This window comes from Sphingobacterium sp. 40-24 (assembly GCF_001899705.1).
Lineage (GTDB): Bacteria > Bacteroidota > Bacteroidia > Sphingobacteriales > Sphingobacteriaceae > Sphingobacterium > Sphingobacterium multivorum.
On record NZ_MKWH01000061.1, the window covers coordinates 16,854 to 42,355 of the forward strand.

Sequence of the window (25,502 nt, forward strand, 5' to 3'; positions counted from 1 at the left end):
TTAGCTTTTAGACACAAGAAACACCTGATGTCCAGCCTTCAACGTTACTTTAGGCGTCCTGACTTTCTTAGAGAAATAACCGGAAACTCCTTGTACCACACCACGACTCAAATCGCCTGCTACCTGCTGACCTGCCGAACGTGTCATCATAATACTCGTACCTGAAGTCTGGCTCATGTTAGCTGCTATTTCCGTCAGGGCATTCATTTCAGGAGAATAAGGTACATATAGTCCCTGTTGACCATCAATATCGTATATGGTGATATCTACAGGGATAATGTTTCCTTCCAGTTCTACTGAAGTCACCTTTAATTGCAATCTTCCATTTAGGAATTTTGCAGTAGCCGTTAACACCGTTCCTTTTGGAATGGTACGGTTCGGAGTTTTCGCATCTTCTAATATGCGAACACGAACACCAGTTTCTCCGGTTACTACCTGTGTTTCCTGTACTACAGCACGAATACTGTTTTTTGGCTGTATTACCTGCTCTGAAACACCTGCGGTGTAAAATCCTCGATTTCGGGTTTCACTCCAATTTGCCAGAAATGCACTATCTGTTGGCTCTCTGTACAATGCTGACACAGCACTTTTTTTGACAGGTGTAAATGCTACAAAATGTTCTTTTTGAGTAGTAGATGATGATGCAGGTATTGTTGTCGGAAGTTCAGAACCGGGAACGACAGTTGTAGGCTGAGAGGGAGTATTGGTCGGTAGATACTTCGCAGCCATCTGGTAGGACTTTTCCATAAGTGCCAATTGGGTTTCGACCGGATCGGGTGCCACCACGTCTTTTTCTGCTAATTGCTGTTTCAGTTCGTCTAATTGTTTGCGAAGTTCCTGTGTTTCATAGTTGGGTTCATTATAGAACGAACCGAGAACGCTTTGAGCATTTTGATAACTATTTAGTGCAGGATTACTTCCTCTACGTTGATTACCACTGAATAAACCCGTATTTCCCTGTGCCTCTTCAGAAAGATCTGGTTCCATGGAGTTTGCTGAATCTGTATTCCAATAATCAGCTAATGTGGTCAACCCATTACGCTTTTCCTGATTTTTCTGCTCCAACATTTCCAGCTCATAAGCTTTCTGTTTGTCCGACTGTAAACCTGCATCCGTAGCCTGTGGTACAGCATCGTTTAAACCAATATCCTCTATCTTGTTTTTATCTTCTGATGGTTTAAATATGAGCCACATACAGCCAACAAACACGATTCCCATCAAACCAAATATGATTGGTTTCTTCAACTTTTCAGTCTTATTCTGTGCATTGTCCTGCAATACATCAGGGTTTTCATTCGGGGTACCTTCCGTAACCCGAACTCCCAATTTTTTATTTCCATTTTCTTTCATAAAACTTTTCTTTTAAAATGTTTGACAATGAATCCAATCCTCCCGTCTCGGATTTCTTTTTCTGTATAACTGGATTTTCGATATGTCTGATCTCTATAGTGGGATTAGGCTTAGAGGTGTCGGACCAAACTTTTGCGATGACGATAACCGTTAAAAGCAGATAGCCCATAAAAAAAAGCAGCGTATATTTATGTTGTCTCTTTACAGGCAACGACCGCCAACGTTCATCAAGTTTGTTAAACCAATTATCCAATCTTTCCCTTAGTTTTTTCATACTTTAATTATTTGAGGTTATTACATTCTGAACCCTCTTTTGCAGGAAGAGATATGTTCTTTAGGTTTTTCAGTCACCTGGGAAATGGCTTCTTTTATCATGGGAAACGAGCTTGTTGTAAAGTTGGTTAGCTTAGATTGCTTCAATAGTTGTCCATAAGGATCTATTCTTCTTACATACATTTCCGTTTCCTGTAAATCAAATTTCCCATTCTCGTATTTTACCCACATATCACATTCAATCTTTGGCTTGTTTTCACCATTCCATTCGAGATATGTAGATAGATGCAAATGGCTTGCTACTAATGGTGCTTCTTTGCCTTTGCCCCAAGCCTCCAAAAATTCACTGATGCTATCCTTTAATTTGCCTGCATAAGAACTTTCAGTATGAAAAAAACCAGAGTATCCTTTATCAATAAGGGTTTTCACGAACGTGTCTAAATCAAGTAAGTGTTTCATGTGCTTAATCTTCAGCGTTCTATAACTTCAATATCCTTGTTTTCTAACACCGCAAATTTTTCTATTGTAAAGCCTTGTGGGTTATTGTCAGAGCGAACGGAGTTAACCAAGTAGCAGGATGTAACCAGGTTACGCCTTGTCACATTGCTTGACCTGATAATGAACTGTTTTGCATAAGTTTTAACAGCATACGGATAGGTATCAAAGTTGCAGATTACGCTGTCCACTTCAGTACGTTGTTGTACGTTACCGGATATGATACGGTTGTAATATCCTTTTTCGGACAAATCCTTGTAATAATCAAATGCCGATTTGTCGGCAAGATTAAATGCTCTTTTCATATTGCTTTCAATAGCATTCTTTTCAGGTGCGAGCGTGAAGAACAATTCGTGAAAACGACGGATATGCTCACGAGCTTCAACCGGACGGTTTATAGAAGCGTCCTGAGAGAGTGCCAACATGAGTGATTTGCCGTTATCCAACACATAGACTTTTTGTCGTTGCTCCTCCGCAAAGCGGTAGGACTGCCAAACGGCATATCCTACAACTCCAATGCAGAGTACCGCAAAGACAATAGCATACAGCCTTATCTGCTTAAAGCTGTTTTCGATATTTCTTAATGTTTTAAATTCCATTTCAAATGATTTAAATTTTATTATTTACCCATTAATTTTCCTCCGATATTACCTGCGGTAGAACCAGCACCGGCACCGGCAATATTTCCAGTTTTCATAGCAGTCTGGTTCACGTTACGCATAAAGTTTCCGGCACCTCCTGCCTGAATGATCCAGCCTGCGGCTGTAGGAACGGTAAAGTATCCTACGATACCGATAATCATAAAAATGATATAAACCGTATTTGAAGTGTCAGGGATATAGGTTGGGTCGGCAAGCATCTCTATATCTCTTTCAAGAATCAATGATTGTATTTTGGCAAGCATAGAACTGAACAAATCAGCCACAGGTAACCATAAATACACACTGATATACCGTGTGAGCCATTGTGTGAGCGTACTCTGAAACCCATCCCACACAGAAATAGCAAAGGCTATTGGTCCCAGAATGGACAAGACAATCAGAAAGAACGTCCGTATGGTATCTATGACCAGAGCGGCTGCCTGAAAGAGTACTTCCAGAAATTCCCGAAAAGCATCCCTTATCCATTTTTTCATTTGATACATACCACGTTCCATATACATTCCCGACATCGTAGCAATGTCAGAGGGTGACCATCCCAATTCTTCAAGCTTCCTGTCAAATTCCTCATTGGAAACTAAATAGGCGGTTTCGGGATTTCGTACCATAGCTTCGTATTCCAATTGGTCTTTCTGAGCTTGCAACTCATTAAGGTCAAGCACCTGGTTTTCCAGTATAGCATGAGTGCCCTTTACTATGGGACTGAGTACCGCATTGATAGTTCCCAAAACCATAGTTGGAAAAAACATAATGCACAATCCCAAAGCAAACGGACGTAGTAAGGGGAATACATCTATAGGCTCTGCACGGCTGAGTGCCTGCCATACTTTGAGAGCTACATAAAACAGAGCCCCCAATCCGGCGAGTCCTTTTGCTACAGCCGCCATATCGGCGGACAGAGGTACCATCTCATCATACAATGAGCGTAGAACTTCATGAAGATTATTAAATTCCATAGTTTACCAGTATTTTTGTTCAGGATTTCCGTAAAGTTCAAGTACTCTTTTGCTATTATTTTTCTTTTTAGCTCTTAGAAAACTGACCGAAATATTTTTACTGGTATAGTACCGTACAAGGCTGTGGTACTCTTTAACTTCTTTATAAACACGGTCGATGATATCCATACGTTCTTTATCGTTTAATGAAAGACTGGATGAGGAAACAATCTGCTTCAATTCTTTCAGTAGCTCCGTGCTTTCATTCAATAGTGCAGAATAACCATTGGCGATAGCAGCCAATTCTTGTTGTGAGAAATTCGGATCGTTCATCATCTTGCCGAAATTCTGTACATACATTTCAGATACGTCTCCAACAAGTAAGACAGTTTGCTGTACCTTTCTCGCATCTTTTACCAGATTACTGACCGCTTTCAACTTGTCGTAATATTCCTTACCTTGTTTATACACCTTTTCTACTTCCTTAAAATTTTTGACCACATTGGAAACTGTGGAAGATGTTTGTATGATTTCATTAGCACTGTTAAGAATGCCGGAAGCCAGGTTAGCTGGGTCAGTGACAACAAATTGTGCCTTGGCAGAAGGTGTAACAGCCAGTATAATTACCGTGAACACCATTAACATGATTTTTTTCATTTTATTGATTTTTAATTGATTAATAATTACCTGATTTCTATTTTCGCTCTTCAGCAATTCGTTTTATAGCGAGTTCTACATTACCGTCGAGTTCCTTAGCAAGCTGCATAACCTCCATTTTTTCGGTTTCTTCCGTAGTGTATGCGAGATATTCCTGCATGCTTACTTCTGTAGCATAAACGGCGGAGTGCGTTCCGCCCAATCCAATCCAGACTTCTTTGTACAAGCGTTTGGGGTCGTTGTTCATATTGATAGAAAGGATCTGAGATTTTTCTTTTTCAGTGAGCCCGAGCATCGCCTGGATGTCATGAAATTTATTCATATACTTTCGCTGATCGAGCAGTATTTTACAATCACTATTATTGATAATGGATTCTTTCACAATAGGTGATTGGATGATGTCGTCCACTTCCTGCGTTACTACAATTGCCTCTCCAAAGAACTTTCTGACTGTTTTAAACAAATACTTTATGTACTCAGCCATACCTTCCTTTGCAATTGCCTTCCAAGCTTCTTCAATTAAGATGAGCTTACGGATACCTTTCAACCTTCTCATCTTATTGATGAAAACCTCCATGATGATAATCGTGACAATAGGAAAGAGAATTTTGTGATCCTTTATAGCATCAATCTCAAATACGATAAAGCGTTTAGTCAGCAAGTCAAGTTGTTTGTCTGAGTTAAGCAGATAATCATATTCACCTCCCTTGTAGTAAGGTTCCAGAACATTTAGGAAATTGGCTATGTCAAAGTCTTTTTCCCGAACCTGCTTTTCTTCTAATACTTTGCGGTAGTCTCTCTGTACATATTCGTAAAAACCATTAAAGGATGGATATTCATCATTGATCTTAATACGCTCTATATAACCGCTTACCGCATTAGACAAGGCTACTTCTTCTGCTCTTGTCGGTGGCTCATCATCTCGTTTCCATAAGGTTAGTATCAGGGTTTTGATACTTTCTCTCTTCTCAATATCGAATATGCCATCGTCTGTAAAGAATGGATTGAATGAAATAGGATTATCTTCGGTATAAGTGAAATAAACACCGTCTTCACCTTTGGTTTTTCCATAGATCAGCTCACATAATCCCTGATAGGAATTACCTGTGTCAACCAACAGCACATGTGCCCCCTGTTCATAGTATTGACGAACCATGTGGTTTGTAAAAAAAGATTTTCCCGAACCTGAAGGTCCCAAAATGAATTTGTTTCTGTTCGTGACGATACCTTTTTTCATAGGCAAGTCCGATATATCCAAATGGATTGGCTTTCCCGTTAACCTGTCTGCCATCTTGATACCGAACGGTGATGGTGAACTTTGGTAATTTGTTTCTTCTGTGAAGAAACACAACGCGGGTTCTATGAAGGTGTAGAAACTTTCTTCAGAAGGAAAATCCCCGGCATTGCCCGGCATTCCTGCCCAGTACAAAGTTGCTACATCAGTAGTATTGTGTCTTGGTTTGCATTCCATCAAAGCCAGAGCACTACCGGTATCATTCTTAATCTGTTTTAGTTCGATCGGATCCTCAGACCATGCCAGTACATTGAAATGTGCACGAATGGAAGACAGACCATGTGAATGAGCCTCATTGAGATAGCGTTCTATCCATTCTTTGTTAATCTGGTTGGCACGGCTATACCTTGCCAGTGAATGCATATTCCTTGCAGACTTTTCGAACTTTTGGAGGTTTGCTTCGCTGTTATCTAAGAAAAGGTATTGATTATAGATGTGATTACAACTTAACAGTAGTCCAACGGGAGAAGCGAACGACAACAAACAGTCACTTCGGTCTGTAGATAATTTTTCGTAACGCGTATCAGCAGATACTGTTCCCGGTAGATCATCCGTATCAGATAAGGTATGTAAACATAATCTTTTGTTCCCTATACGAACTTCTTCAGACCCCAAAGCAATGTCCTGTAAAGGCCTTCCCTCATCTCTTGACAAGGTGAGGTACTGTTCCAGCAATCCTTGCTTGCCACTCGTTCCGACGATATCCTCTTCGCTCAGACGTTCCAGTTTTACAAAATCGCTATCATTCACTATCCTTTCAAACTGTGCCACAGCTTCCATAAAGCGATGAATGATTTCCTTATCCCTTATTTCTTTAGGGATAAGCACACCCTTGCAAAGTGAACTAAAGTTGCTTTGCATACGCATACGTTCTTTAGTGGTCTTGGTAAGAAACAAGTAACAATAATGATTCAGAAAAGGACGCTCGTTAAAATGCTGTTGATACGATTTTGCTAAAAAGCTTTGATCTTCTTTTGCAATATCAGGAGCGTAATTTTCTTTGATATACCAATCTTGTTTGTGAACGACTGTAAAATCCGGTAAAGTTTTGATCGCCTTGTGCCATGCGGAATGTATAGCTTCGTATTCTACGGAAGCAACCGTAAACAGTTCGGGCAAATGTACCCGAAAGCAAGCCGTAATGTCTGCATCTTTAGAGATGATGCAGTTGTTTTCCACAGCCAATAATGGGAACTTGCTTTCCAACGTAGTGGCTTTTGCTACATTTCTCATAAGCCGACAGATTTAGAGGTGAATTTTAAATAGCGATGTACGGGTTTCCGGCAGATGATATAACGTGGATGCCTCTTATTGGCACCCACTTTCATTAATCCGTATTCACCATACTTCTGGTTCAGAGAGAATGTCTGCCAGACAATAAGAGAGCCTCCTCCAACTCCAATAAATAGACACACATAAGAACTTACGCCTGCCATATACAGTATCATCACCAGAACAAGCATACCCAGTAAGCCACCTGCAAAAATGAACAGATACTGTGCTTTCAATCCTTTGAACTCGACTGTACGTCCAATGCCTTTATTAATATTGTATTTACTCATAAGGCAAAGGATTAAAGGAAGAATGAACGAAGAATAGTTGCAGCAACGATCAAAAAGATACAAGCTCCAAACCATGATGCCGCAGTCTTGCTTGTATCAGAATCACCACTACTGAATTTATTGTACACTTTAACACCTCCGATTAACCCGACCACGGCACCAATGGCGTAAATAAGTTGTGTGGCGGGATCGAAATAAGAGGTTACCATTTGCGTGGCTTCGTTGATTCCCGCAGAACCGTTTCCCTGTGCAAATACCCCAAATGCTGACAGCAAAGCCGCACCTGTCAGCAGCACTTTTTTTCTTTGTTTTTTCATCTTTAAAACGAATTAATTTGTTACGATTTCCTGCACCTTGCAGGCTTTCGGAACAAATGTGCGACGTAAAACAAAGCACTCTTAAAAAGTGTCGTTCAGTGGAATAACTTGGCTTTCAAAGGCTTTTCGTATGAAAATTGAGTATAAAAAAACGCCAGCCTTTTGATGGCTGACGTTTCGTTCTTTTTACAATATTCTCACATTTTTCTACCCTTTTTCCTTTCTGAATTATAAGGAGTATTCGAGTTCTTATTTTCTTTTTTAATTTTATCTAAATTCTCTTTGATTTTTTGAGGCACATAAATGTCTTCCCATTTTCCTTTTTTTGCTGTAAAACTCATTTGCAATCCTACTTCCATTAACCCATCTTTCAGATCAAATCCGTGTTGCCTATTCCATCCGATAGGATCCAGTTTTAACTCGTTTGGAAATTCTATTACAACAAGATTTTTTGGAATTTCTGTAATATTTTCATAGTCAATTTCGCCCATTTCTCTTGTCTTAGGATTGTAGGGAATAAGATATGTTCCAGAGCTATCATTAAAATAGTCTTCTATGTGTGAAAAAGCAATTCCATTAGAGAGGAAGTCATCTTTTGGTCTAAGTTTATCCATTCTTATATCTACATAGAAAGTGTGTCCTTCAATATCAATGGTGGGCAGCATTCCTTTGTTCACACGCAGGTCATAAGCAACGGGGTCAACCATGATATCATAGTCGTTCCTTTTCTTTATGACATCTAATGATAGCTTATATTTATTCCCCATCCCAATAGGATCTAATACGGAGAATTCGGGAATAGTGACGGTTACTTCGTGATTTCCCCATCCCGATGAAAGTCTATTCTTTTCAACGTCGTAATCAAAACGATATCCATTTCCTAAATATTCCATTTCATCAAACCGAATAATATTCGTTTCATCTTCTTTTTCTCTCAGTTCTAATTTATTCACATCCACAAGAAACACTGTTCCGTGGATATCAAATTCTTTCAGTTCTTTTTCCATACCTTAACGTTTTAAAACACAAAGGAGAGTCTATACAAACTCCCCAATGTCAAAATCATTAATATTATTTTTCCGCAAATTGGAAGAACCAGAGTCCATTTCTTTACCGGGAACACCACTGTCCAACAACGCTGCAATTTTCTGTGCAGCACCCTCCATTGAGTTTTCCAGTAGACTAAAAAGATCGGTTCCCTGTATTTTCTGAACTATTCCCACCGCTGTTTCCTTCTGAGCTGTTTCCAATTTCTCTTTTTGGAGCAACATCCCCACGGTACTTAGTTCTTCAAAGGTAACCCCTGTGGCAAAACCGTTTTCTTCCTCATAAGTTCCATACCCGTTCCATTCTTCTTCCTCTTCCTCCAAATCAGGTTCGGTATTAAAAACTTCATCTAGCTCTTCCTGCGGAATTTCTTTAGCAAACCCTTTTAGGGATCTTTCTTCTTCAAAATTATCAGGTTTTTCCTCTTTATCTTCAAGTTGTCCTTTAGTGGTATTCTTTGGCGGAGAAAGGCGTTCAATCGGCTTGGGTTTTCCCATAATATCTAAAAATTCTCGCTTTTGACTAGGAATTTGCTTCTCCTGTTTTGGATTTCTTTTGATAACCACCTTGTCCTGCAACAGCAGGACAATGACAATTAATAGGGATATAAGAATTGCTGTTTCCATAGCTATAATTTAGGTTTGTCGATTGCGTTATAAATGGCTGTGAGTTCCTCTCCGAAATCCTCAAAATGGTATTTCAGCACATTGTGTAGGTAATCAGTAATAGTCAGTTTACCTCCACCCATCATAAAGACGATAAGCGATAACTTTTCGTGAAACTCTGTACTGATATAGGCTGTTTTGCTATCTCTTGCCTTAACGCCTTTCGACTGAAGAAATTCAGTTTTGTACTGATCTATTCTTAATGTTGCTTTCTTTTTTTGTTTTGTATTTTTCATAATGAAACTATTATATAATAGGTTTATATCTTTCATTGAAATAGTCGGTAATATCATCACCAAATTCCTTGAAATGATGTTCAAGAATACTATCTATATATGAATAAAGAGTAGTTTTATCTTCCCGTGTGAGTTGAACAATGCGGATTAATCTTTCATGATATTCAGGACGGATATAGACTACTTTACCGTTACGCCCTGACGGAAAGCGATTGACTAAAAAGGTTTCTTCATAATCTACTTTTTTGGTAGAAGTCGAACGAGATCGCTCACGTGGTTTGCTTTCTTTTATTTCCTCTTGTGATTTGGGAATTGGTTTGTCAGGGACAGGCTGGTCACCGCTCATGATGTTCATCAGGTATTCCTCATCAACATCCGGTTTCTCAAAGTCTTTTCGTTTGTTATCTGTTGCCATACATCATCGGTTTTACAGGTGAATAATTTTTAAAAATTCCTGCACAAAAGCATCCATGCGGGTGGTTTTCAGCAATTGCGGTTCGGCAGGGAGCAGACTGGAACGGAATACATAATTTCCTGTATCGTCTGTTTCTTTTCGGAAACGCTTGCTGTCCATAATGCGAGTTTCCATAATTGGCAATCCCAACTCCTCTATGACATTTTGATATGCGTCGTACAAACCTGTTTTTTCCCTACCATCTACTTGATTCCAAAACAACCATATTGCCAGATCTTTGTTTCCGGTTTCTGTTTCTGGTAAGTGAAGAAAGGCCTTGGTAAAGCCCAATGTACTTTCTACCACCAGTCGATCTGCCGTAATCGGTGAAAACACAAAATCCATCGTTTTTAAAGTCGATAATACTCCCTTTGTATTTGCAGTTCCAGGAAGGTCGAAAAAGATAATATCCGGCTCTACCTTCGATTTTTCTGTCTGCTCAAATGCGTTTTCCAATGCGTTTTCCGCTTTGCTCTTGACGATGGTGTAGGCCTTCTTATTGATAGTCTGAAACTGCTTCATAGCAGCTTTCTTGTGATAGTCATTTTCCATGACCGTTTTTAAATCCCTCGCACGCATATTGGTTAAACTGTGTTGCGGAAAGTCGCAATCCATTACTAGTACGTTGTAACCTAAACGGTAGTGCAGCACACTAGCCAACAGCGTAGTGATCGTTGATTTGCCTACACCTCCCTTTTGTGTGTAGAAGCTGATTTTTAAAGTTTTCTTTGTCGTTTCCATTATTTAAAAATTTATTGATGCTTTTCTTTAAATCGGTACAGGCAAACAAAAACCTTCATTTGTACCTTTCTTTGTTCTAATATTTCTTTTTTACCTTTTGCGTAATTGCTTGTCGTTTTTCCCTTTTTCATTCACATGAAACCTGATTGTAAAATTTCAATCCGTGAAGTTTTGCAGGTAGAAATATGCTTTACTTCAGTTAAACTTTCTTTTCTGCTTTTCTTATTTACCGCTTTTACGTTTTAGCGTTTTTATATTTTTAAAACTTTATGCTTTTATTTTTTACAGGATTTGCACAGATACATATCTCTTTTTTTACTTTTTTCTTTACTGTTTTTTTCAAAGCTTTCTGTAGAACCTTGAAACAAAGAAAGCGATTAATAGAGGTGGTTTTTAAAGCGTTGTACACTTTGGCTTTTAACGGAATACTTTGGCAGTATTCTATATATCAATAGTTTATAAAATCAACCTTTACTTTGCAAAGGGGGTTTTTCTGACGGTTTGATAGAATGCTATTCCATCAAGAAAGGTAAAATAAGAAGCAGCATGAAGCTGCTTTTTCCACTAAATAGAATCCGTCCCGCAGGGCGGATTTTCTATTCACCAGAATAGAGCAAGTTATGTTTTGAGGCACTCGAAACGTATTTCGTGCCCCAAAACAACTTGCCCTGCCGGGAGCCGAAAAACACCCTCCAAAGTCGGGGTTTTATAAAATTTTAAAATGGATTTGTGATGAATGAGAACAGTAACAACAAACAGAACAAAGGCGGACGTAAGCCAAAGCTAAACCCAAGCACGCACCGCCATGTTTTTCGTCTGAATGACGAAGAGAATGCGAAACTCCTGTCGCTTTTTGAAGCGTCAGGTATAAGCAACAAAGCAAAATTTATTATTTCTCTTTTACTACAACGGGAGATTAAGACGGTTAAAATTGATGTAGCTGCTATGGATTACCATGCACAACTGACCAAATTATACAGCCAGTTTAGAGCAGTTGGTATAAATTATAACCAGATAGTGAAGATACTTTATCGCAATTTTTCAGAGAAGAAAGCCGCTGCTTATCTCTTTAAATTGGAAAAGCAAACCGCAGAAATGGCGACATTATGTCAACAAGTTATCCAATTAACGCAGGAGTTTGAAACAAAATACCTATACAAAAGCGAAGAAAAATGATAGCAAAAATTGGAAAAGGTGCGAACATGATCGGAGCAATTTCTTACAATCTGCTTAAAGTGCACGAGGAAAATGGACATGTTTTGCTCACGAATAAGATACCCGAAGTGCTGAACGACAACTACACTACCGCTTTTCTCAACCGCTATTTCGAGCCTTATTTGCTGGCAAATAACAAAACAGAAAAGCCTGTTCGTCACATTTCGCTGAATCCTGACCCTGCGGATAAGGTTAGTGATGAGCAGTTCAGAAATATAGCGGAGCAATACATGCAAGAAATGGGTTATGGCAATCAGCCGTATGTGGTATTCAAGCATACCGATATTGAACGCACCCATATACATATCGTAACCACCTGCGTGCAACTCAACGGTGCAAAAATACCGGACAGTTATGATCATCCACGTTCAATGGCTGTATGCAGGAAATTGGAACAGCAATATGATTTGAAGCCCGCTACAGAGCAATACCAGTCAAATAGTGACCGAATTTTTAAATCCGTGGATTATACCAAAGGAGATATAAAAAGCCAAATAGCATCCGTTACCCGCCACTTGCCCAAATATTATCAGTACCAAAGTCTAGGAGCTTACAACGCTTTACTTTCTCTTTTTAATATAACTTCCGAAGAAGTTAAAGGTGAATTACACGGTCAACCAAAACAGGGTTTAGTGTATTTTGCTTTAAATGAGTATGGACAAAAGGCAAGTAATCCGTTCAAGTCTTCACTGTTTGGCAAAGAAGCAGGAATGACCCAGCTTGAAAAACACTTTGAAAAATCAAAGGAAAATATGAAAACCAACCCTGCAAAAGAGGTGCTTAAAAATACTATTGAAGCTGGTATGCATACATCCAATAATGAAACAGATTTTAAGAAGCAGCTATTGGAGCAGGGCATTAATACCGTTGTCCGCAGGAATGATGAAGGTCGTATTTATGGAATGACTTTTATAGACCACGAAAGCCGTACCGTATGGAACGGCTCGCAATTGGGTAAAAATCTATCTGCTAATGTATTTAATAAATGGTGGGATGAACAGGCAATAGAAAATAGGAAGCAAACCACAAATGACAATACAACACATTCAAGCCGCTCATCCCAGAATAATACTAAGGAAGAGTCCGAAACACCACACGAGCTTTTTGATTTTCTGAACAAGGAACAACCTGCCTATAATGAGCCTGATCTGATAGAGGGGTTGGGCAGTCTGCTTCCCGATGTACAGGACGAAGATTACGAGGAACAAGAATTTGCCAATAGAATGAAGAAGAAAAGGAAACGAAAAAGAGGTAAATAGAAACATCAAACCAAACAATGCCACCGAACGCCATCGGTTACCGTTTATCCAAAACCAACCCGAACAGACTCTAAATTCACTCTCTGTCATTTTAATCATTACAAATTATGCAAGGAGAAGACGATTTAAGAGGTTTAGCCAAGATTATGGCTTTCATGCGTGCGGTCAGTATCATCATTGTACTGATGCACTTTTACTGGTTCTGCTTTGGTTTCTTTTTGGAGCGTGGCTGGACATTAGAAATAATAGGCAAAATATTAGCCAACTTTAACCGAACGGCGGGGCTTTTTGCTCACAACCTTTACACCAAAATTTTCGCATTGGTATTGCTGGCATTAAGCTGTCTTGGAACCAAAGGTGTAAAGAACGAAAAAATAACATGGACAAAAATAAACACCGCCTTGGTAATTGGTTTTATTCTGTTTTTTCTCAATACACCTTTACTAAAACTGTCTCCCTTTATAGGTACATCTCTCTACATTTTTACTACAGCATTAGGTTACATTTCTTTGATGAAGGCGGGTGTCTGGATTACCAGATTGCTCCGCACGAATTTAATGGATGATGTATTTAATAATGAGAATGAGAGTTTTCAGCAAGAAACCAAACTGATGAAAAACGAATATTCTGTAAACTTACCTACTAAATTTTATTACAAGGGAAAGTGGAATGAAGGCTGGATTAACGTAGTGAATCCTTTCAGGGCAACAATTGTATTAGGCACGCCAGGTTCAGGCAAATCATACGCAGTTGTAAATAATTATATTAGACAGCATATAGAAAAAGGGTTTTCAATGTATATCTATGATTTTAAATTTGACGACCTTTCTACTATTGCATATAACCATTTACTAAAACACCGAGATAAATACAAGGTACAGCCTCAATTTTATGTTATTAATTTTGATGATCCTCGTAAAAGTCATCGTTGCAATCCACTTAACCCGGTTTTTATGACGGATATCTCTGATGCTTATGAAGCTGCTTACACGATTATGTTGAATCTTAATAGAAGCTGGATCCAGAAGCAAGGGGATTTTTTCGTTGAATCACCAATTATTTTGCTGGCAGCAATCATCTGGTTTCTGAAAATCTATGACAGCGGCAAATACTGCACTTTTCCACACGCTATTGAATTACTGAATAAAAAATACTCTGATGTATTCACTATTCTGACGTCTTATCCTGATTTGGAAAATTATTTATCGCCCTTTATGGATGCTTGGCAGGGCGGAGCACAAGACCAACTGCAAGGACAGATTGCTTCTGCTAAAATCCCATTATCAAGAATGATTTCTCCACAATTATATTGGGTAATGACCGGTGACGACTTTTCTCTGGATATCAACAATCCGAAGGAGCCTAAGATTTTATGTGTAGGTAATAATCCAGACCGTCAAAATATTTACTCAGCGGCATTGGGTTTATATAATTCAAGAATTGTGAAACTCATTAATAAAAAAGGACAGTTAAAGAGTTCTGTCATCATCGATGAGTTACCGACAATTTATTTTCGAGGATTGGATAACCTGATTGCAACGGCCAGAAGTAATAAAGTGGCAGTATGTTTAGGCTTTCAAGACTATTCTCAATTAATCCGTGATTATGGAGATAAAGAAGCTAAAGTAATTCAGAACACTGTCGGTAACATTTTTAGTGGTCAGGTAGTGGGAGAAACTGCTAAAAATCTTTCGGAACGTTTCGGGAAAGTGTTGCAAAAACGTCAAAGCTTGACAATTAACAGGAATGATAAATCTACTTCAATATCCACACAGTTAGATAGCTTAATACCTGCATCTAAGATTTCTACACTTACACAAGGAATGTTCGTGGGAGCTGTTTCCGACAATTTTGACGAACGTATTGAACAGAAGATTTTTCATTCTGAAATTGTAGTAGATAACGACAAAGTTGCTGCCGAAACCAAAGCTTTTAAAAAAATACCAGAGATTTTATCTTTTAACGATTCACATGGAGCTGATAATATGAAAGAACAAATTGAAGCTAATTACAAGCAGGTAAAGAAAGATGTTATAGGTATTATTGCAAATGAAATAGATCGAATCAAGAATGATTCTAATTTAACGCACTTACTTAAAGACCTATAGATAAACTACACTTCTCTTAGTAGTGTTAATGCTCACTAAGCTTTTTTTCAACCTTTTAATAATACTGAATAAATAATTATTAGAATCATTGATGCACTATTCTGTTTAGAACAAGCTACAGTAAATAGAGGTATTTACTGTAGCTTTTAAATTTTTATTATATGACTTTGTTCTTTCCCTTTTTAATAGAAAACGGTTTGACATTAGACGAATCTATTTCTTTTGTGATTCCTCATTTTTATGACTGATGGAAATACAAAATCTGTAAAAAATAGAAACTTTTTTATACTGAACACAAAAGAGGTATATTTTAAAATATTTAACAACTTCAATCAGGCAAAAAATTACGATACACAAAGTGATTATTTATAATCCCCTCTTAGATTTCTCGAATTAAAAACAGGGAATAAATCCTCCTTTCCGAGGTATAGTTTAATTTTATTTAAGCTAGCAGCAAGTTCGTCCTTCTGAATGGGTTTCATTAAGTATTCTATACTTACACTATTATTACTAAATGCTCTAAAAGTATATTCATCATAGGCAGTTGTAAATATTATCGGGCATTTAATAATTGACTGATCGAATATGGAAAAACTAACCCCATCAGCCAAACATATATCCATTGTAATTAAATCTGGTGAATTGTTTAAATTTAACCAGGAAACTGCATCCTTAACTGTATCAATTATTTGCAAAATTTCACAGTTAGGTTCCAATTCTTCTAACAATCTTTTTAGGCGACGAGCATTTAAGTCTTCATCTTCTATAATTAAAATTCTCATACTGTTTATAGATAGTGGTGATTAATTAAGTGAAAATTCTATTGGTATTATTGAAAATTAAATAGGACCTATTAAAAATGATTCTGACTTAAAGACATTGCATACAAGACCCTATACACATTTGATCACTAGAAATACTTACATTAATTTGGTGTCATACGTACATGCTAATAACAATTGAACATCTTTGTCGATTTCAATCCCATTAACTTCGCTATATCAGCGTGAATTGTGTGTTGCTTATTCCGCTTTTAATTTATCCACAATGGTTTTGATTTCAGGTATAGCTTCATCCACACCTATATAACCAACGTTTTTGTAACGTATAAAACCATTCTTGTCAATAAAGAATTTAGCAGGAAGTCCAGAAATTTTATAGGCAGCTGAAACAGGGCTTTTTCCAAGAACCTCGTCCTTTAAATCCATGTAAACATCAAATCGGTTTCCCCTTGCAATTAGCATCTTTTTAGCATCATCAGCAGCATTTGGGCTTTTTTCTTGGGTATGAATAAACATAAAAACAACGCTATCATCGTTTTTGTAGTAATCTACGGCCTTCTGCATACCCGGGAAAGAGGCTATGCAAGGCTGGCACCAAGTAGCCCAAAAGTCTAAGATAACGATTTTACCCTTTAGACTTTTTAACGAAACGCTTTTTCCGTTTAAATCTTTAAGTTCAAAATCTGGAGCCAATTGGTTAGTCTCCATTTTTGCTATTTTTGTCAATGTGCTATTATGGTCCACAGTTTCCATAGAATCGAGCAGAAATTCATAGCGTATCTCGTCACCATATTTATTTTGAAATAACTTTCTTGAAGCATCTTTGAATCTATCACTTCTATTTGCCGAAATTTTCAGTAATCTATTAACTTCATTGAAAGCATCCAGCTGTTTATCAGCTTCGATCAGTGCGAAAGGATAAATTTCAGCATCTGCACTTAAAAAATCAGACTTGTCTTCATTATTAGGCTTTAGATACTCCAATGCAGCTTTAAACTCCTTACGTTTATAGAGAATCAAACCGTAGTGAAAGTTGTTTGATCCAGTTTGACCCAAAAAAGGCTTTACAAGTTCTTCAGCATCATTCAGCATCCCAGCTTCGATAAGAGCTCGAGTAACTGTAGATAAACTGCTTGTCTTCCAACTTTTATTATTAATCTTATTCATCCAGTAGTTTGCCTTCTGAGCATCTCCTGCGTGGGCATAAGCTTTAGCGGCTATGTATCGGCCAGCATCTAATATCATGGCATCTCTTGGTTCCGATGCAGACTGCTTTTCCATTTGAACAAGCATTTTTTCAATGCTAATTGGATCTGTTTCAGATTTTATTGCATTATAGAGGTAAGTAGTTGACTGTTCCTCAACAACAATTTGCCCAATTGCTTTTATTGGAGTAGCCATTACTACTAAAAGCAAAATTGTCACGATAATCATACATTTTTTTTCCATTTTCTTTTAATTAGGTTATCTATAGTAATAGACCACTAAAAACACAATTTGGGGGGGCAACTATCATTTTATTAATATCCTTCTATTAGCCTTATTAATTTTTTCTGTATTCATTTGGTGTCATACCTACTTGTTTTTTGAAGAATTTACCAAATGATGTGGCATCAGCATAGTTAAAATGTTCTGCCAATTCTTTAATGGTAATTTTTGAAGATTTAATAAGAGCCTTTGCTTCCGCTATAATATATTCAAAGACCCATTCGTTGACCGTCTTTCCTGTCTGTTGTTTTATGATCGTCGATAAGTATTTGGTCGATAATAATAGCTTTTCGGCATAGAACAATGTGTCTTTTTCATTCTTGTAGTGTTTAAATAAGAGCTGATAGAACTCCCAAACTAGTTTTTCCTTTTTTGTCAGGCCTTCGGTATTTAAATATGTATGGTTTTTTTCAATCAGCGCAAACTCGTACATGCCTGACAATAATGAATGCTGTATGATCTGTCTTCTGAACAAATTATCTTTCCGATTATATTTTTCAAGCAGATTATCATAAAGCTTTAATAATATATTATATTCTTCAATATCGGCTTTAAAATAAGACGTCTGTCTTGCATCGGGATAGAGATATGAAGCATCGAAAGCAGCGACGAACTCAAGAGATATTGACATATATTTCATCATAAAATCACTGCTTATTTCTTCTGGCACATATTGGATGATAGTGCCGGGAGAGAGTGCTATGACGTCTCTTTCAGATAGCGGAACAGATTTTAAGTTGACTTTCATATTACCGTTCCCTTTTATACATATACCAACAAGTAAGGAATTAATCTTTACCGGATGTTCGAGCGTTATTCCAATAATATCTTCACTTGTATCTGATATCGCAAAATCGTTCCTCAGATTATCATCCGCCAAATTCAGGTGTGAAACTTCCAAGGTGTAAATAGTTTTTTGTTTCATCATCACATTATCTTTTAAGACAAATAAACCATTTTTTTCAATTTATCCGTCTATTATTCCAAAAATAGTACCATCTGACTATAAATTAGGAATGTGTGACCTTTTTAATATATGCTGTAGAACGGAACTTTGCAATGTTAAAATATTGAATTAATCGGTATGAAAATTAGAAACTATTTAGCAATCGCCTCTTTTATCCTTTTTCTCATTACAAGCTGTAAGAACAAAGAAAAGGAAATCCAAAATGAACAGCAGATTCCAGTAAAGGCAGTATTGATTGCACTGAATGATATTGACGGACAGAGAAAGTATATCGGTTCCGTCGAAGAGTCTGCGCAGACCCAGCTAAGTTTTCAGGTTGCTGGAAATGTAAAGCAGATACTTGTTTCCGAAGGAAGTAAGGTCAATGCAGGTCAACTCTTAGCAACTTTGGATAAAGGCCGTTACCAAAAGGCTTATGAGGTAGCAAAGTCCCAGAAAAAGCAAGCTAAGGATGCCTATCAGAGACTTAAGATTATTTATGATAACAAGAGTTTACCTGAGATCAAGATTATTGAAGCTCAATCTATTCTTGAACAGGCAGAAGCTGCAGAGTCTCTTGCTCTAAAGGATGTAGAAGACTGTAACCTCTATGCCCCTTACAGTGGAGTAATCGGGACCAAGGGTATTGATCTGGGTGCAAATGTAGCTGCTGGTATGCCGGTTTTTACAGTACTTAAAGTAGAAAAAATACGGGTTAAAGTTTCTGTTCCCGAGAATGATATAAAAGAGTTGAAAATCGGTGATGATGCAAATATCTACTTAAAGACACTGGATAAGACTTATACCGGAAAAATTATCGAGAAGGGAGTTGTGGCCAATCCATATTCCAGAGCATATACGGTTAAGGTAGATATTCTAAATGGCAGCGACGAACTGCTTCCGGGGATGGACTGTAACATTACATTTAAATCGGATAACTTGACAGGCTATTCACTTCCAATTTCTGTAATTCAAATTTCTGCAAGGAATGAACGGTATGTGTGGAAGGTCAGTAAAGACAATACTGTGTCAAAACAAACAGTGAAAATAGGAGAACTGACTTCAGATGGCGTGGTTGTCTTAGAAGGTATTGGAGAAGGAGACCGGATTGTTACCGAAGGTTTTCAAAAAATCTTTGAAGGATCTAAAGTTATCGTTAACTAAAAACTTGAACTATAAGAAATGGCAAATAATATTAAAGCAGTAGCATGGGCTATGCGTTACCATAAAGTTGTCTTTTTAGTAACGGCGTTACTTCTACTAGCGGGAATTGGTGGGCTTCTCTATATGCCCAAACAAGAATATCCAACTGTAAATATAAATCAGGGGATTATTGCGGGAATATACCCCGGAGCTAATTCAGAACAGGTCGCAAAACAACTGACCAAACCTTTGGAAGAACATCTTTTCAAATATAAAGAAGTAAAAAGAAAGGCTACCTATTCACAGTCTAAAGACGGTATTGTTTACGTTTACATTACCTTGAATGATTATGTAAAAAACAAGGATGAGGTATGGGCAAAAATAAGACACGGCTTAAATGAACTTAAACAGGAACTGCCTCCCGAGGTATTGGCGCTGGTAGTAGATTCAGAGTTCGGTGAAACTTCAGCTTTACTGTTTTCAGTCGAGTCCGAAAGTAAAACTTACCGACAGCTTGAAGGCTATTTGGAGAAAATAGAATCGAGACTAAGACAGGTACCCGAAGTTTCAAAGTTGACAAAATCAGGAGAGCAGAAAGAAAGGATAGCCATCTATCTAGATAAAGGAAAAATGGCAAAAAATGGCATTCAGGTTCAGGAAATCGGAGAAGTACTCTATACACAAGGACTGAAAGGGTATGCAGGTGATATAGATAACGGAGATATGTCAGTCCCAATCTATCTAAATACTGCGAATCAGACCGAACAGAACATTGCCAATCAAATTATCAGGGGTGATGGACAAACGGATATACTTCGGTTAAAGGATGTAGCGAATATTGTGAGAGAATATCCTACACCAGATAATTTTATCAAGAATAACGGAAAAAAGTGCTTGTTGATGTCTGTCGAAATGCAGACAGGGAATGATATTACCCGTTTCGGAAAGGAATTAAACTCCATCCTTTTAGAGGAAGGAGCCAAACTTCCTTCCGATGTTAAAATCAGTACCATTGTCGATCAATCAAAAGTTGTACAAAAATCAGTCGATGAGTTTCTGATCGAGATGCTTATAGCCATAATCTCGGTTGTACTTGTTACTGTATTTTTTATGCCCGTACGTGTTGCAGCAGTAGCAGCTACTTCTATTCCCATTACGATTTTTATCTCATTGGGAATTATGTATGCAGCAGGTTTCGAATTAAATGTTGTTACGTTTGCAGCACTCATAGTTGTACTCGGTCTTATCGTAGATGACTGTATCGTTATAGTAGATAGCTACATTGAGCATCTTGATGAGGGCATGTCCCGCTGGCATGCATCAATTGCAGGTGCGGGAGAGTATTTCAAATCTCTGGTTTCTGCAACACTTATCATTAGCGTTACGTTCTTCCCCTTTCTTATCACACTGAAAGGACCGAATAAAGACTTTATGTTTTCTTACCCGTGGACGCTTACAATCACACTCTTTGTTTCTCTTGCAGTAGCCTTGTTTATCATTCCTTTTATGCAGTATATCCTGATAAAAAAAGGTTTGCATAAAGATAAGGAAGACACCAAGAAAAGTTTTCTTGACCGAATTCAGTCAGGTTATGATAAGCTTCTTCCGGTATTCTTTAAACGTCCGGTATTAACCCTATCTATCTTAATTACTTCTGTGGTGTTGGCTATGTTAATGCTGGGAAATGCCAAGATGAGAATGATGCCTATTGCTGAACGTGATCTATTTGCAGTAGAAATTTATCTTCCACAGGGCAATTCTTTGGTTCAAACCGAAAAAGTGGCTGACAGTCTGGAAAAAGTCTTGAAAAAAGATGATAGGGTACTATCCATTACTTCTTTTATCGGAGCAAGCTCCCCTCGTTTCCATTCAGGTTATTCACCCAATATGCCTTCGAAAAACTACGCTCAATTTATTGTTAACACCAAATCAAATAAAGCTACAGAAGAAATACTGAATGAATATGCAGACAAATATGCCTTTCATTTCCCGAGAGCTTATGTTTTCTTTAAGCAGCTAGATAATGAGGTAGTACGCTATCCTATAGAAGTAAGATTGACAGGTGCCGATGAAACCACATTGAAATCCATGTCTAAAGAGCTGATCCGTGATTTATCTAAAATGGATGAATTCCTTTGGGTACATAACGATGCAGAAAATCCATCGTCGTCGGTACAGATAAATATAGACCAACAACTTGCTAATCGTCAGGGAATCTCTAACAATTCTGTGGCACAGGAACTTGGTGTGATTAATAAAGGCTTTGATATAACAAATGTTTGGGAGGATGACTACAAGATGAATATCACGTTGAGAGGTGAAGTAGACAGCCTAAGGCAACTTAATCGTTTAGGTGATATATATGTGCCAAACATGGCTGGTGTATCTGTACCGTTGAATCAAGTTGCCGAAGTTTCGCCTGCTTGGAGAGATGGACAGATAAACACACGCAATGGCATTTATACGATGTCTGTACTTGCCGATCTTAAGCGAAATGTAAATCCAAATGATATATTTCCTAAGGTAAGTACCTTGGTAGATTCCCTTCTTAAAAAAGATGACTATAAGAATGTTGAAGTTAAATATGGTGGTGTTTCAGAATCAAATGAAGAGTCAGTTCCGCAAACGCTTATTGCTCTGTTGATAGCCATATTCATCATCTATTTTGTACTTGTTTTTCACTACAAGAAAATCAGTCTGGCCAACCTGACGCTGGCATCAACCGTACTCTGTTTTTTCGGTGCCGCATTTGGAATATGGGTAACCGGATTTGAATTCGGAATGACTTCAGTTCTGGGATTCGTATGTCTAATCGGTATTGTAATGAGGAATGGTATTATCCTTTTTGACTATGCTGATAAGCTTAGAAAAAACGAGAAAATGACAGTAAAAGAAGCTGCATTGGAAGCTGGAAAAAGAAGGATGAGGCCAATTGTATTGACTTCGGTAGCCGCTTCAGTTGGTGTAATTACGATGTTGGTTGTTGGAAGCCCTCTCTGGGGACCAATGGCAGCTATCATCTGTTTCGGAGCACTATTCTCCATGGTCTTTATATTAACAATCCTGCCTGTTTCTTATTGGCTCGTTTACAGAAAACAGGATACTAAAATCGTAAAATAATGAAATCTCTTCACTATATATTTTTTGCCCTTCTTTTTTTGGCTACAAGTGCTGCTTCAGCACAGACTACATATACGCTGGAACAGTGCAAAGAACTCACGTTAAAGAATAACAATGCGCTAAAAGCTGATCGTTTGTCTATGGAGGAAGCATCTTTAACTAAAAAGGAAGCTTTTACCAATTATTTTCCAAAAGTAAGTGCCTTCGGATTAGGTTATCATCTTAAAGAAGGAATGATTGGCAAAGAATCCGCAGAAATGATAAACATGCTTGGTTCAAGTTTTCCGGGAATGCCCAATGTAAGGGACAGGAAAAATGGCTATATGCTAGGTATATCTTTAGAACAGCCCGTTTTTACAGGAGGACAGATTTATTATGGAAATAAATTAGCAGAGTTAGGCGAAGATGTCAGTAAATATCAGACTCAGGAAGCTGAAAAGAATTTACTAGTAAACGTAGAACAATACTATTGGACATTAGTATCCCTATATGAGAAACGCAAAACTATTGATGTAATGAAAAATCTAGCTGATAATCTTTTCAGCGACGTTAAAGTTGCTGTAGATGCAGGCGTTACAAATAGAAACGATTTATTGCAGGTACAGTTGAAACAGAACGAGATAAAGACAGCTAGTGTAGAACTAGAAAACGGTATCAGTTTATTAAAAATTCAGCTTGCACAGTTAATGAATGTAGATGGTGGTCAATTCGAAATAGAAACCAAGGATCAAGAGTATATTTCCAATCCCGTTACTCTCCTTGTGGATCATAACCAGGCCGTAACAAATACGAATATGCACAAGCTCCTAAGTAAAAACATTGAAGCTAAACAACTGGAAAAGAAAATAGAACGTGGTAAATTGCTTCCATACTTTGGTGTTGGAGCTGGATATTACCAATACAATGATATTTTTAAAAATAGAAATCCGTCTACTATGGTTCATGCAACTTTAACCCTTCCCATTTCAGACTGGTGGGGCGGTTCTTACAATCTCCGTAAAAAGCAAACTCAGATAGACAGGGCAGAATACGAGAAAAAAGATACTGATCAAAAGCTATTTGTGATGTTCCAAAGTTATTGGAACAAATTAAATGAAAATTACAATAAGTTACTATTGGCCAAACAGGCCATTGAGACAGCTGAGGAAAATGTGCGAATAAATAAAGACCAATATCAGAATGGGCTAAGCATATTAAGCGATCTTATTGATGCCCAGTCACTATTACAACAGAGCAGAGATCAGTACACAGAAGCATACACGGGATTTCTAGTTGCTAGATACCTCTATCTTAGAGAAACCGGAAGATAAATTATACAACAATGGATAAAAGCAATTTTAAAAAGACACTTGGTTTTATATTCTTTGGCATCACGCTCATATGCTGGGTTGGTGCACCCATAATACCATTTACTGATATCCCTAATAAGGCAATTGTGACAACAACGGTGGTTATTGTCGGCGAGGTATTTTTTGTATCAGCTATTGCACTTCTTGGAAAAGAATATTGGGGTAAAATCAAGCAGTGGTTCAAGAACTTATTCAGTAAGAACACCAAAGAAAACTAGGTATATTAATAAATTTTAAATGGTTCACTAATCAATAAAAATGAAAACATGCAAAAGAGCGTAAATTTTACAGTAATATTTTTGACAGCATTTCTATTTCTTATCTGCTCAGCTTATGGGCAGAATAAGGAAGATAAATTTACAGGAAAGTGGCTTTCAAAAGATAAAATGATAGTCGAAGTCTACAAAGTAGGAAAAGGTTTTAATATCAAACAATTAGAAGCTCCCAAACAGAAAGAAAAGTTAAATAATGGAAAAGTAGTGGCTAAGAACATACTTGAAACATCAAAAGGTGAATATAAAGGAACTTCAATTGACCTAAACGACGATAAAGAATATCAAAGTATGTGGATTATCAGTGATGGTGATGGAAAGAGTTTGACATTTAAGCTTAAATGGGGATTTATTTGGCATAGTGAAATTTGGACGAAATTATAGACTTAGTAATATAAATTTTAAATGTCAAATGATTGTATGTAATAATTTAAATCATTGGGAAAATGATCCCATCTAATAATAGGTGTTGTATAATAATTGCTTTTTTGTTTTTTTTTAGCAACTACGTATTTTCTCAAGACACCATAAGTAACAGCTATAGAGATAAAATAGAGATTACTACTTCATTTGGACTCAGCATCCCGCGTTCAGATTTTATGAAGCATAGTAATATTGGTATAAGAACGATGACTGGCTTCCAATATCGGTACAACAAGAGTATATTCTTCAGAGCCGTATATGAGATATCACTTTACAGTTTTACAAATAGTAGATCAGTCGATGGATTTTCCGTTATAAACAAGGGGAATCGCTCTTTAATCGGTGCGTTCGTAGATATCGGATCAAATACAGTTATTGGTGACAGAATTGAAATTGGGGGTTTTACTGGGTTTGGTTTATTATGGCTCACAAGCCCTTTTACCGAGGTTCAGGGAAGTGTTGCCAGTATCAATACGCGCTCGGAAACAAAAGCTTACGAGACTTATAGATTGGGTGGTTTTGCATCATATCGTGTTAATAAAAAATTTGCATTGTATATCGAATTACAGCATTTCAATGCTCTACGGCGTTCTCATGTCTTTGACAGTAAGCTTGGTGGTACCAATATCGCTTTAGGTTTTCGAACGAATTTGAGCAATCAAAAAAGATGACGGAACGTCAGTAAAAGCTCTTAGTAACAAAAAATAAAAGA

The 25,502-nt window shown here is 37.5% G+C and carries 26 protein-coding genes; 9 read left to right on the plus strand and 17 right to left on the minus strand.

The genetic code is table 11. The features are described from left to right. The 14 genes from traM to BGP15_RS23175 form a co-directional block, all read right to left on the minus strand. Entirely contained in the window at window positions 1-1,350 is a 1,350-nt protein-coding gene (gene traM / locus BGP15_RS23110) for a conjugative transposon protein TraM (RefSeq protein WP_058699751.1), read from the minus strand. After that, window positions 1,331-1,624, minus strand: coding sequence for a nitrogen regulatory IIA protein (locus BGP15_RS23115; RefSeq protein WP_286770824.1), 294 nt, complete (start codon window positions 1,622-1,624; stop codon window positions 1,331-1,333). Before BGP15_RS23115 ends, traM begins: the two co-directional genes overlap by 20 nt. Before the next feature lie 20 nt (window positions 1,625-1,644). Further along, window positions 1,645-2,082, minus strand: coding sequence for a hypothetical protein (locus tag BGP15_RS23120; protein ID WP_058699753.1), 438 nt, complete (start codon window positions 2,080-2,082; stop codon window positions 1,645-1,647). An 11-nt stretch (window positions 2,083-2,093) separates the two neighbouring features. Beyond that, window positions 2,094-2,717, minus strand: a complete 624-nt coding sequence (gene traK / locus BGP15_RS23125) for a conjugative transposon protein TraK (RefSeq protein WP_058699754.1) — start codon at window positions 2,715-2,717, stop codon at window positions 2,094-2,096. A 20-nt stretch (window positions 2,718-2,737) separates the two neighbouring features. Then, window positions 2,738-3,733 (minus strand): conjugative transposon protein TraJ, encoded by a 996-nt coding sequence (traJ, locus tag BGP15_RS23130; RefSeq protein WP_058699755.1) that lies wholly within the window; start codon window positions 3,731-3,733, stop codon window positions 2,738-2,740. A 3-nt stretch (window positions 3,734-3,736) separates the two neighbouring features. Then, the gene (locus BGP15_RS23135; RefSeq protein WP_058699756.1) at window positions 3,737-4,369 is read right to left on the minus strand and encodes a DUF4141 domain-containing protein; all 633 of its coding nucleotides are present in this window, start codon (window positions 4,367-4,369) and stop codon (window positions 3,737-3,739) included. A gap of 37 nt (window positions 4,370-4,406) precedes the next feature. Further along, window positions 4,407-6,896 carry a TraG family conjugative transposon ATPase gene (locus BGP15_RS23140; protein WP_058699757.1) on the minus strand — a complete coding sequence of 830 codons (2,490 nt, stop codon included), beginning with the start codon at window positions 6,894-6,896 and terminating at the stop codon, window positions 4,407-4,409. Beyond that, entirely contained in the window at window positions 6,893-7,225 is a 333-nt protein-coding gene (locus tag BGP15_RS23145; protein WP_058699758.1) for a DUF4133 domain-containing protein, read from the minus strand. Before BGP15_RS23145 ends, BGP15_RS23140 begins: the two co-directional genes overlap by 4 nt. An 11-nt stretch (window positions 7,226-7,236) precedes the next feature. Beyond that, on the minus strand, window positions 7,237-7,542 hold the full coding sequence (locus tag BGP15_RS23150; RefSeq protein WP_286770825.1) for a DUF4134 domain-containing protein: 306 nt from the start codon (window positions 7,540-7,542) through the stop codon (window positions 7,237-7,239). A 197-nt stretch (window positions 7,543-7,739) separates the two neighbouring features. After that, window positions 7,740-8,549, minus strand: coding sequence for a hypothetical protein (locus BGP15_RS23155; protein WP_058699760.1), 810 nt, complete (start codon window positions 8,547-8,549; stop codon window positions 7,740-7,742). Window positions 8,550-8,579: 30 nt separating this feature from the next. Further along, the gene (locus BGP15_RS23160; RefSeq protein ID WP_058699761.1) at window positions 8,580-9,215 is read right to left on the minus strand and encodes a hypothetical protein; all 636 of its coding nucleotides are present in this window, start codon (window positions 9,213-9,215) and stop codon (window positions 8,580-8,582) included. Between the two features lie 2 nt (window positions 9,216-9,217). Then, a complete protein-coding gene (locus tag BGP15_RS23165) occupies window positions 9,218-9,490 on the minus strand; it encodes a DUF3408 domain-containing protein (protein ID WP_176221477.1) in 273 nt (90 codons plus the stop codon). 10 nt (window positions 9,491-9,500) lie between these two features. Next, complete coding sequence (locus tag BGP15_RS23170) at window positions 9,501-9,905, minus strand: DUF3408 domain-containing protein (protein ID WP_058699762.1); 405 nt, start codon at window positions 9,903-9,905, stop codon at window positions 9,501-9,503. A gap of 12 nt (window positions 9,906-9,917) precedes the next feature. Further along, window positions 9,918-10,685 (minus strand): ParA family protein, encoded by a 768-nt coding sequence (locus tag BGP15_RS23175; protein WP_058699763.1) that lies wholly within the window; start codon window positions 10,683-10,685, stop codon window positions 9,918-9,920. Between the two features lie 732 nt (window positions 10,686-11,417). On the opposite strand from BGP15_RS23175, the gene mobA reads away from it, so the two are divergent. The 3 genes from mobA (at window position 11,418) to mobC (ending at window position 15,267) form a co-directional block, all read left to right on the plus strand. Beyond that, entirely contained in the window at window positions 11,418-11,861 is a 444-nt protein-coding gene (gene mobA, locus BGP15_RS23180) for a conjugal transfer protein MobA (protein ID WP_058699764.1), read from the plus strand. Then, the gene (gene mobB / locus BGP15_RS23185) at window positions 11,858-13,159 is read left to right on the plus strand and encodes a conjugal transfer protein MobB (RefSeq protein ID WP_058699765.1); all 1,302 of its coding nucleotides are present in this window, start codon (window positions 11,858-11,860) and stop codon (window positions 13,157-13,159) included. Before mobA ends, mobB begins: the two co-directional genes overlap by 4 nt. Before the next feature lie 107 nt (window positions 13,160-13,266). After that, window positions 13,267-15,267: a conjugal transfer protein MobC gene (mobC, locus tag BGP15_RS23190; protein ID WP_058699766.1), complete on the plus strand. Its 2,001-nt coding sequence runs from the start codon at window positions 13,267-13,269 to the stop codon at window positions 15,265-15,267. A gap of 362 nt (window positions 15,268-15,629) precedes the next feature. On the opposite strand, the gene BGP15_RS23195 is transcribed toward mobC, so the two are convergent. The 3 genes from BGP15_RS23195 to BGP15_RS23205 all read right to left on the minus strand — a co-directional run bounded on the left by BGP15_RS23195 (window position 15,630) and on the right by BGP15_RS23205 (window position 18,465). After that, window positions 15,630-16,049, minus strand: coding sequence for a LytR/AlgR family response regulator transcription factor (locus BGP15_RS23195; protein ID WP_058699767.1), 420 nt, complete (start codon window positions 16,047-16,049; stop codon window positions 15,630-15,632). Window positions 16,050-16,289: 240 nt separating this feature from the next. Continuing rightward, entirely contained in the window at window positions 16,290-17,498 is a 1,209-nt protein-coding gene (locus tag BGP15_RS23200) for a TlpA family protein disulfide reductase (RefSeq protein ID WP_058699768.1), read from the minus strand. 94 nt (window positions 17,499-17,592) lie between these two features. Continuing rightward, window positions 17,593-18,465, minus strand: coding sequence for a helix-turn-helix domain-containing protein (locus BGP15_RS23205; protein ID WP_058699769.1), 873 nt, complete (start codon window positions 18,463-18,465; stop codon window positions 17,593-17,595). Window positions 18,466-18,621: 156 nt separating this feature from the next. On the opposite strand from BGP15_RS23205, the gene BGP15_RS23210 reads away from it, so the two are divergent. From BGP15_RS23210 to BGP15_RS23235, 6 genes are all read left to right on the plus strand, one after another. Continuing rightward, a complete protein-coding gene (locus tag BGP15_RS23210; protein WP_058699770.1) occupies window positions 18,622-19,647 on the plus strand; it encodes an efflux RND transporter periplasmic adaptor subunit in 1,026 nt (341 codons plus the stop codon). Between the two features lie 18 nt (window positions 19,648-19,665). Beyond that, window positions 19,666-22,746 (plus strand): efflux RND transporter permease subunit, encoded by a 3,081-nt coding sequence (locus BGP15_RS23215; RefSeq protein WP_058699771.1) that lies wholly within the window; start codon window positions 19,666-19,668, stop codon window positions 22,744-22,746. Then, window positions 22,746-24,056, plus strand: coding sequence for a TolC family protein (locus BGP15_RS23220; protein WP_058699772.1), 1,311 nt, complete (start codon window positions 22,746-22,748; stop codon window positions 24,054-24,056). The genes BGP15_RS23215 and BGP15_RS23220 overlap by 1 nt, the downstream gene beginning before the upstream one ends. Window positions 24,057-24,067: 11 nt before the next feature. Further along, window positions 24,068-24,313 carry a transporter suffix domain-containing protein gene (locus BGP15_RS23225; protein ID WP_058699773.1) on the plus strand — a complete coding sequence of 82 codons (246 nt, stop codon included), beginning with the start codon at window positions 24,068-24,070 and terminating at the stop codon, window positions 24,311-24,313. A gap of 48 nt (window positions 24,314-24,361) precedes the next feature. Then, window positions 24,362-24,751, plus strand: coding sequence for a DUF2147 domain-containing protein (locus BGP15_RS23230; RefSeq protein ID WP_058699774.1), 390 nt, complete (start codon window positions 24,362-24,364; stop codon window positions 24,749-24,751). 215 nt (window positions 24,752-24,966) lie between these two features. Then, entirely contained in the window at window positions 24,967-25,461 is a 495-nt protein-coding gene (locus BGP15_RS23235; RefSeq protein WP_058699775.1) for a hypothetical protein, read from the plus strand. The last annotated feature ends 41 nt before the right edge of the window (window positions 25,462-25,502 follow it).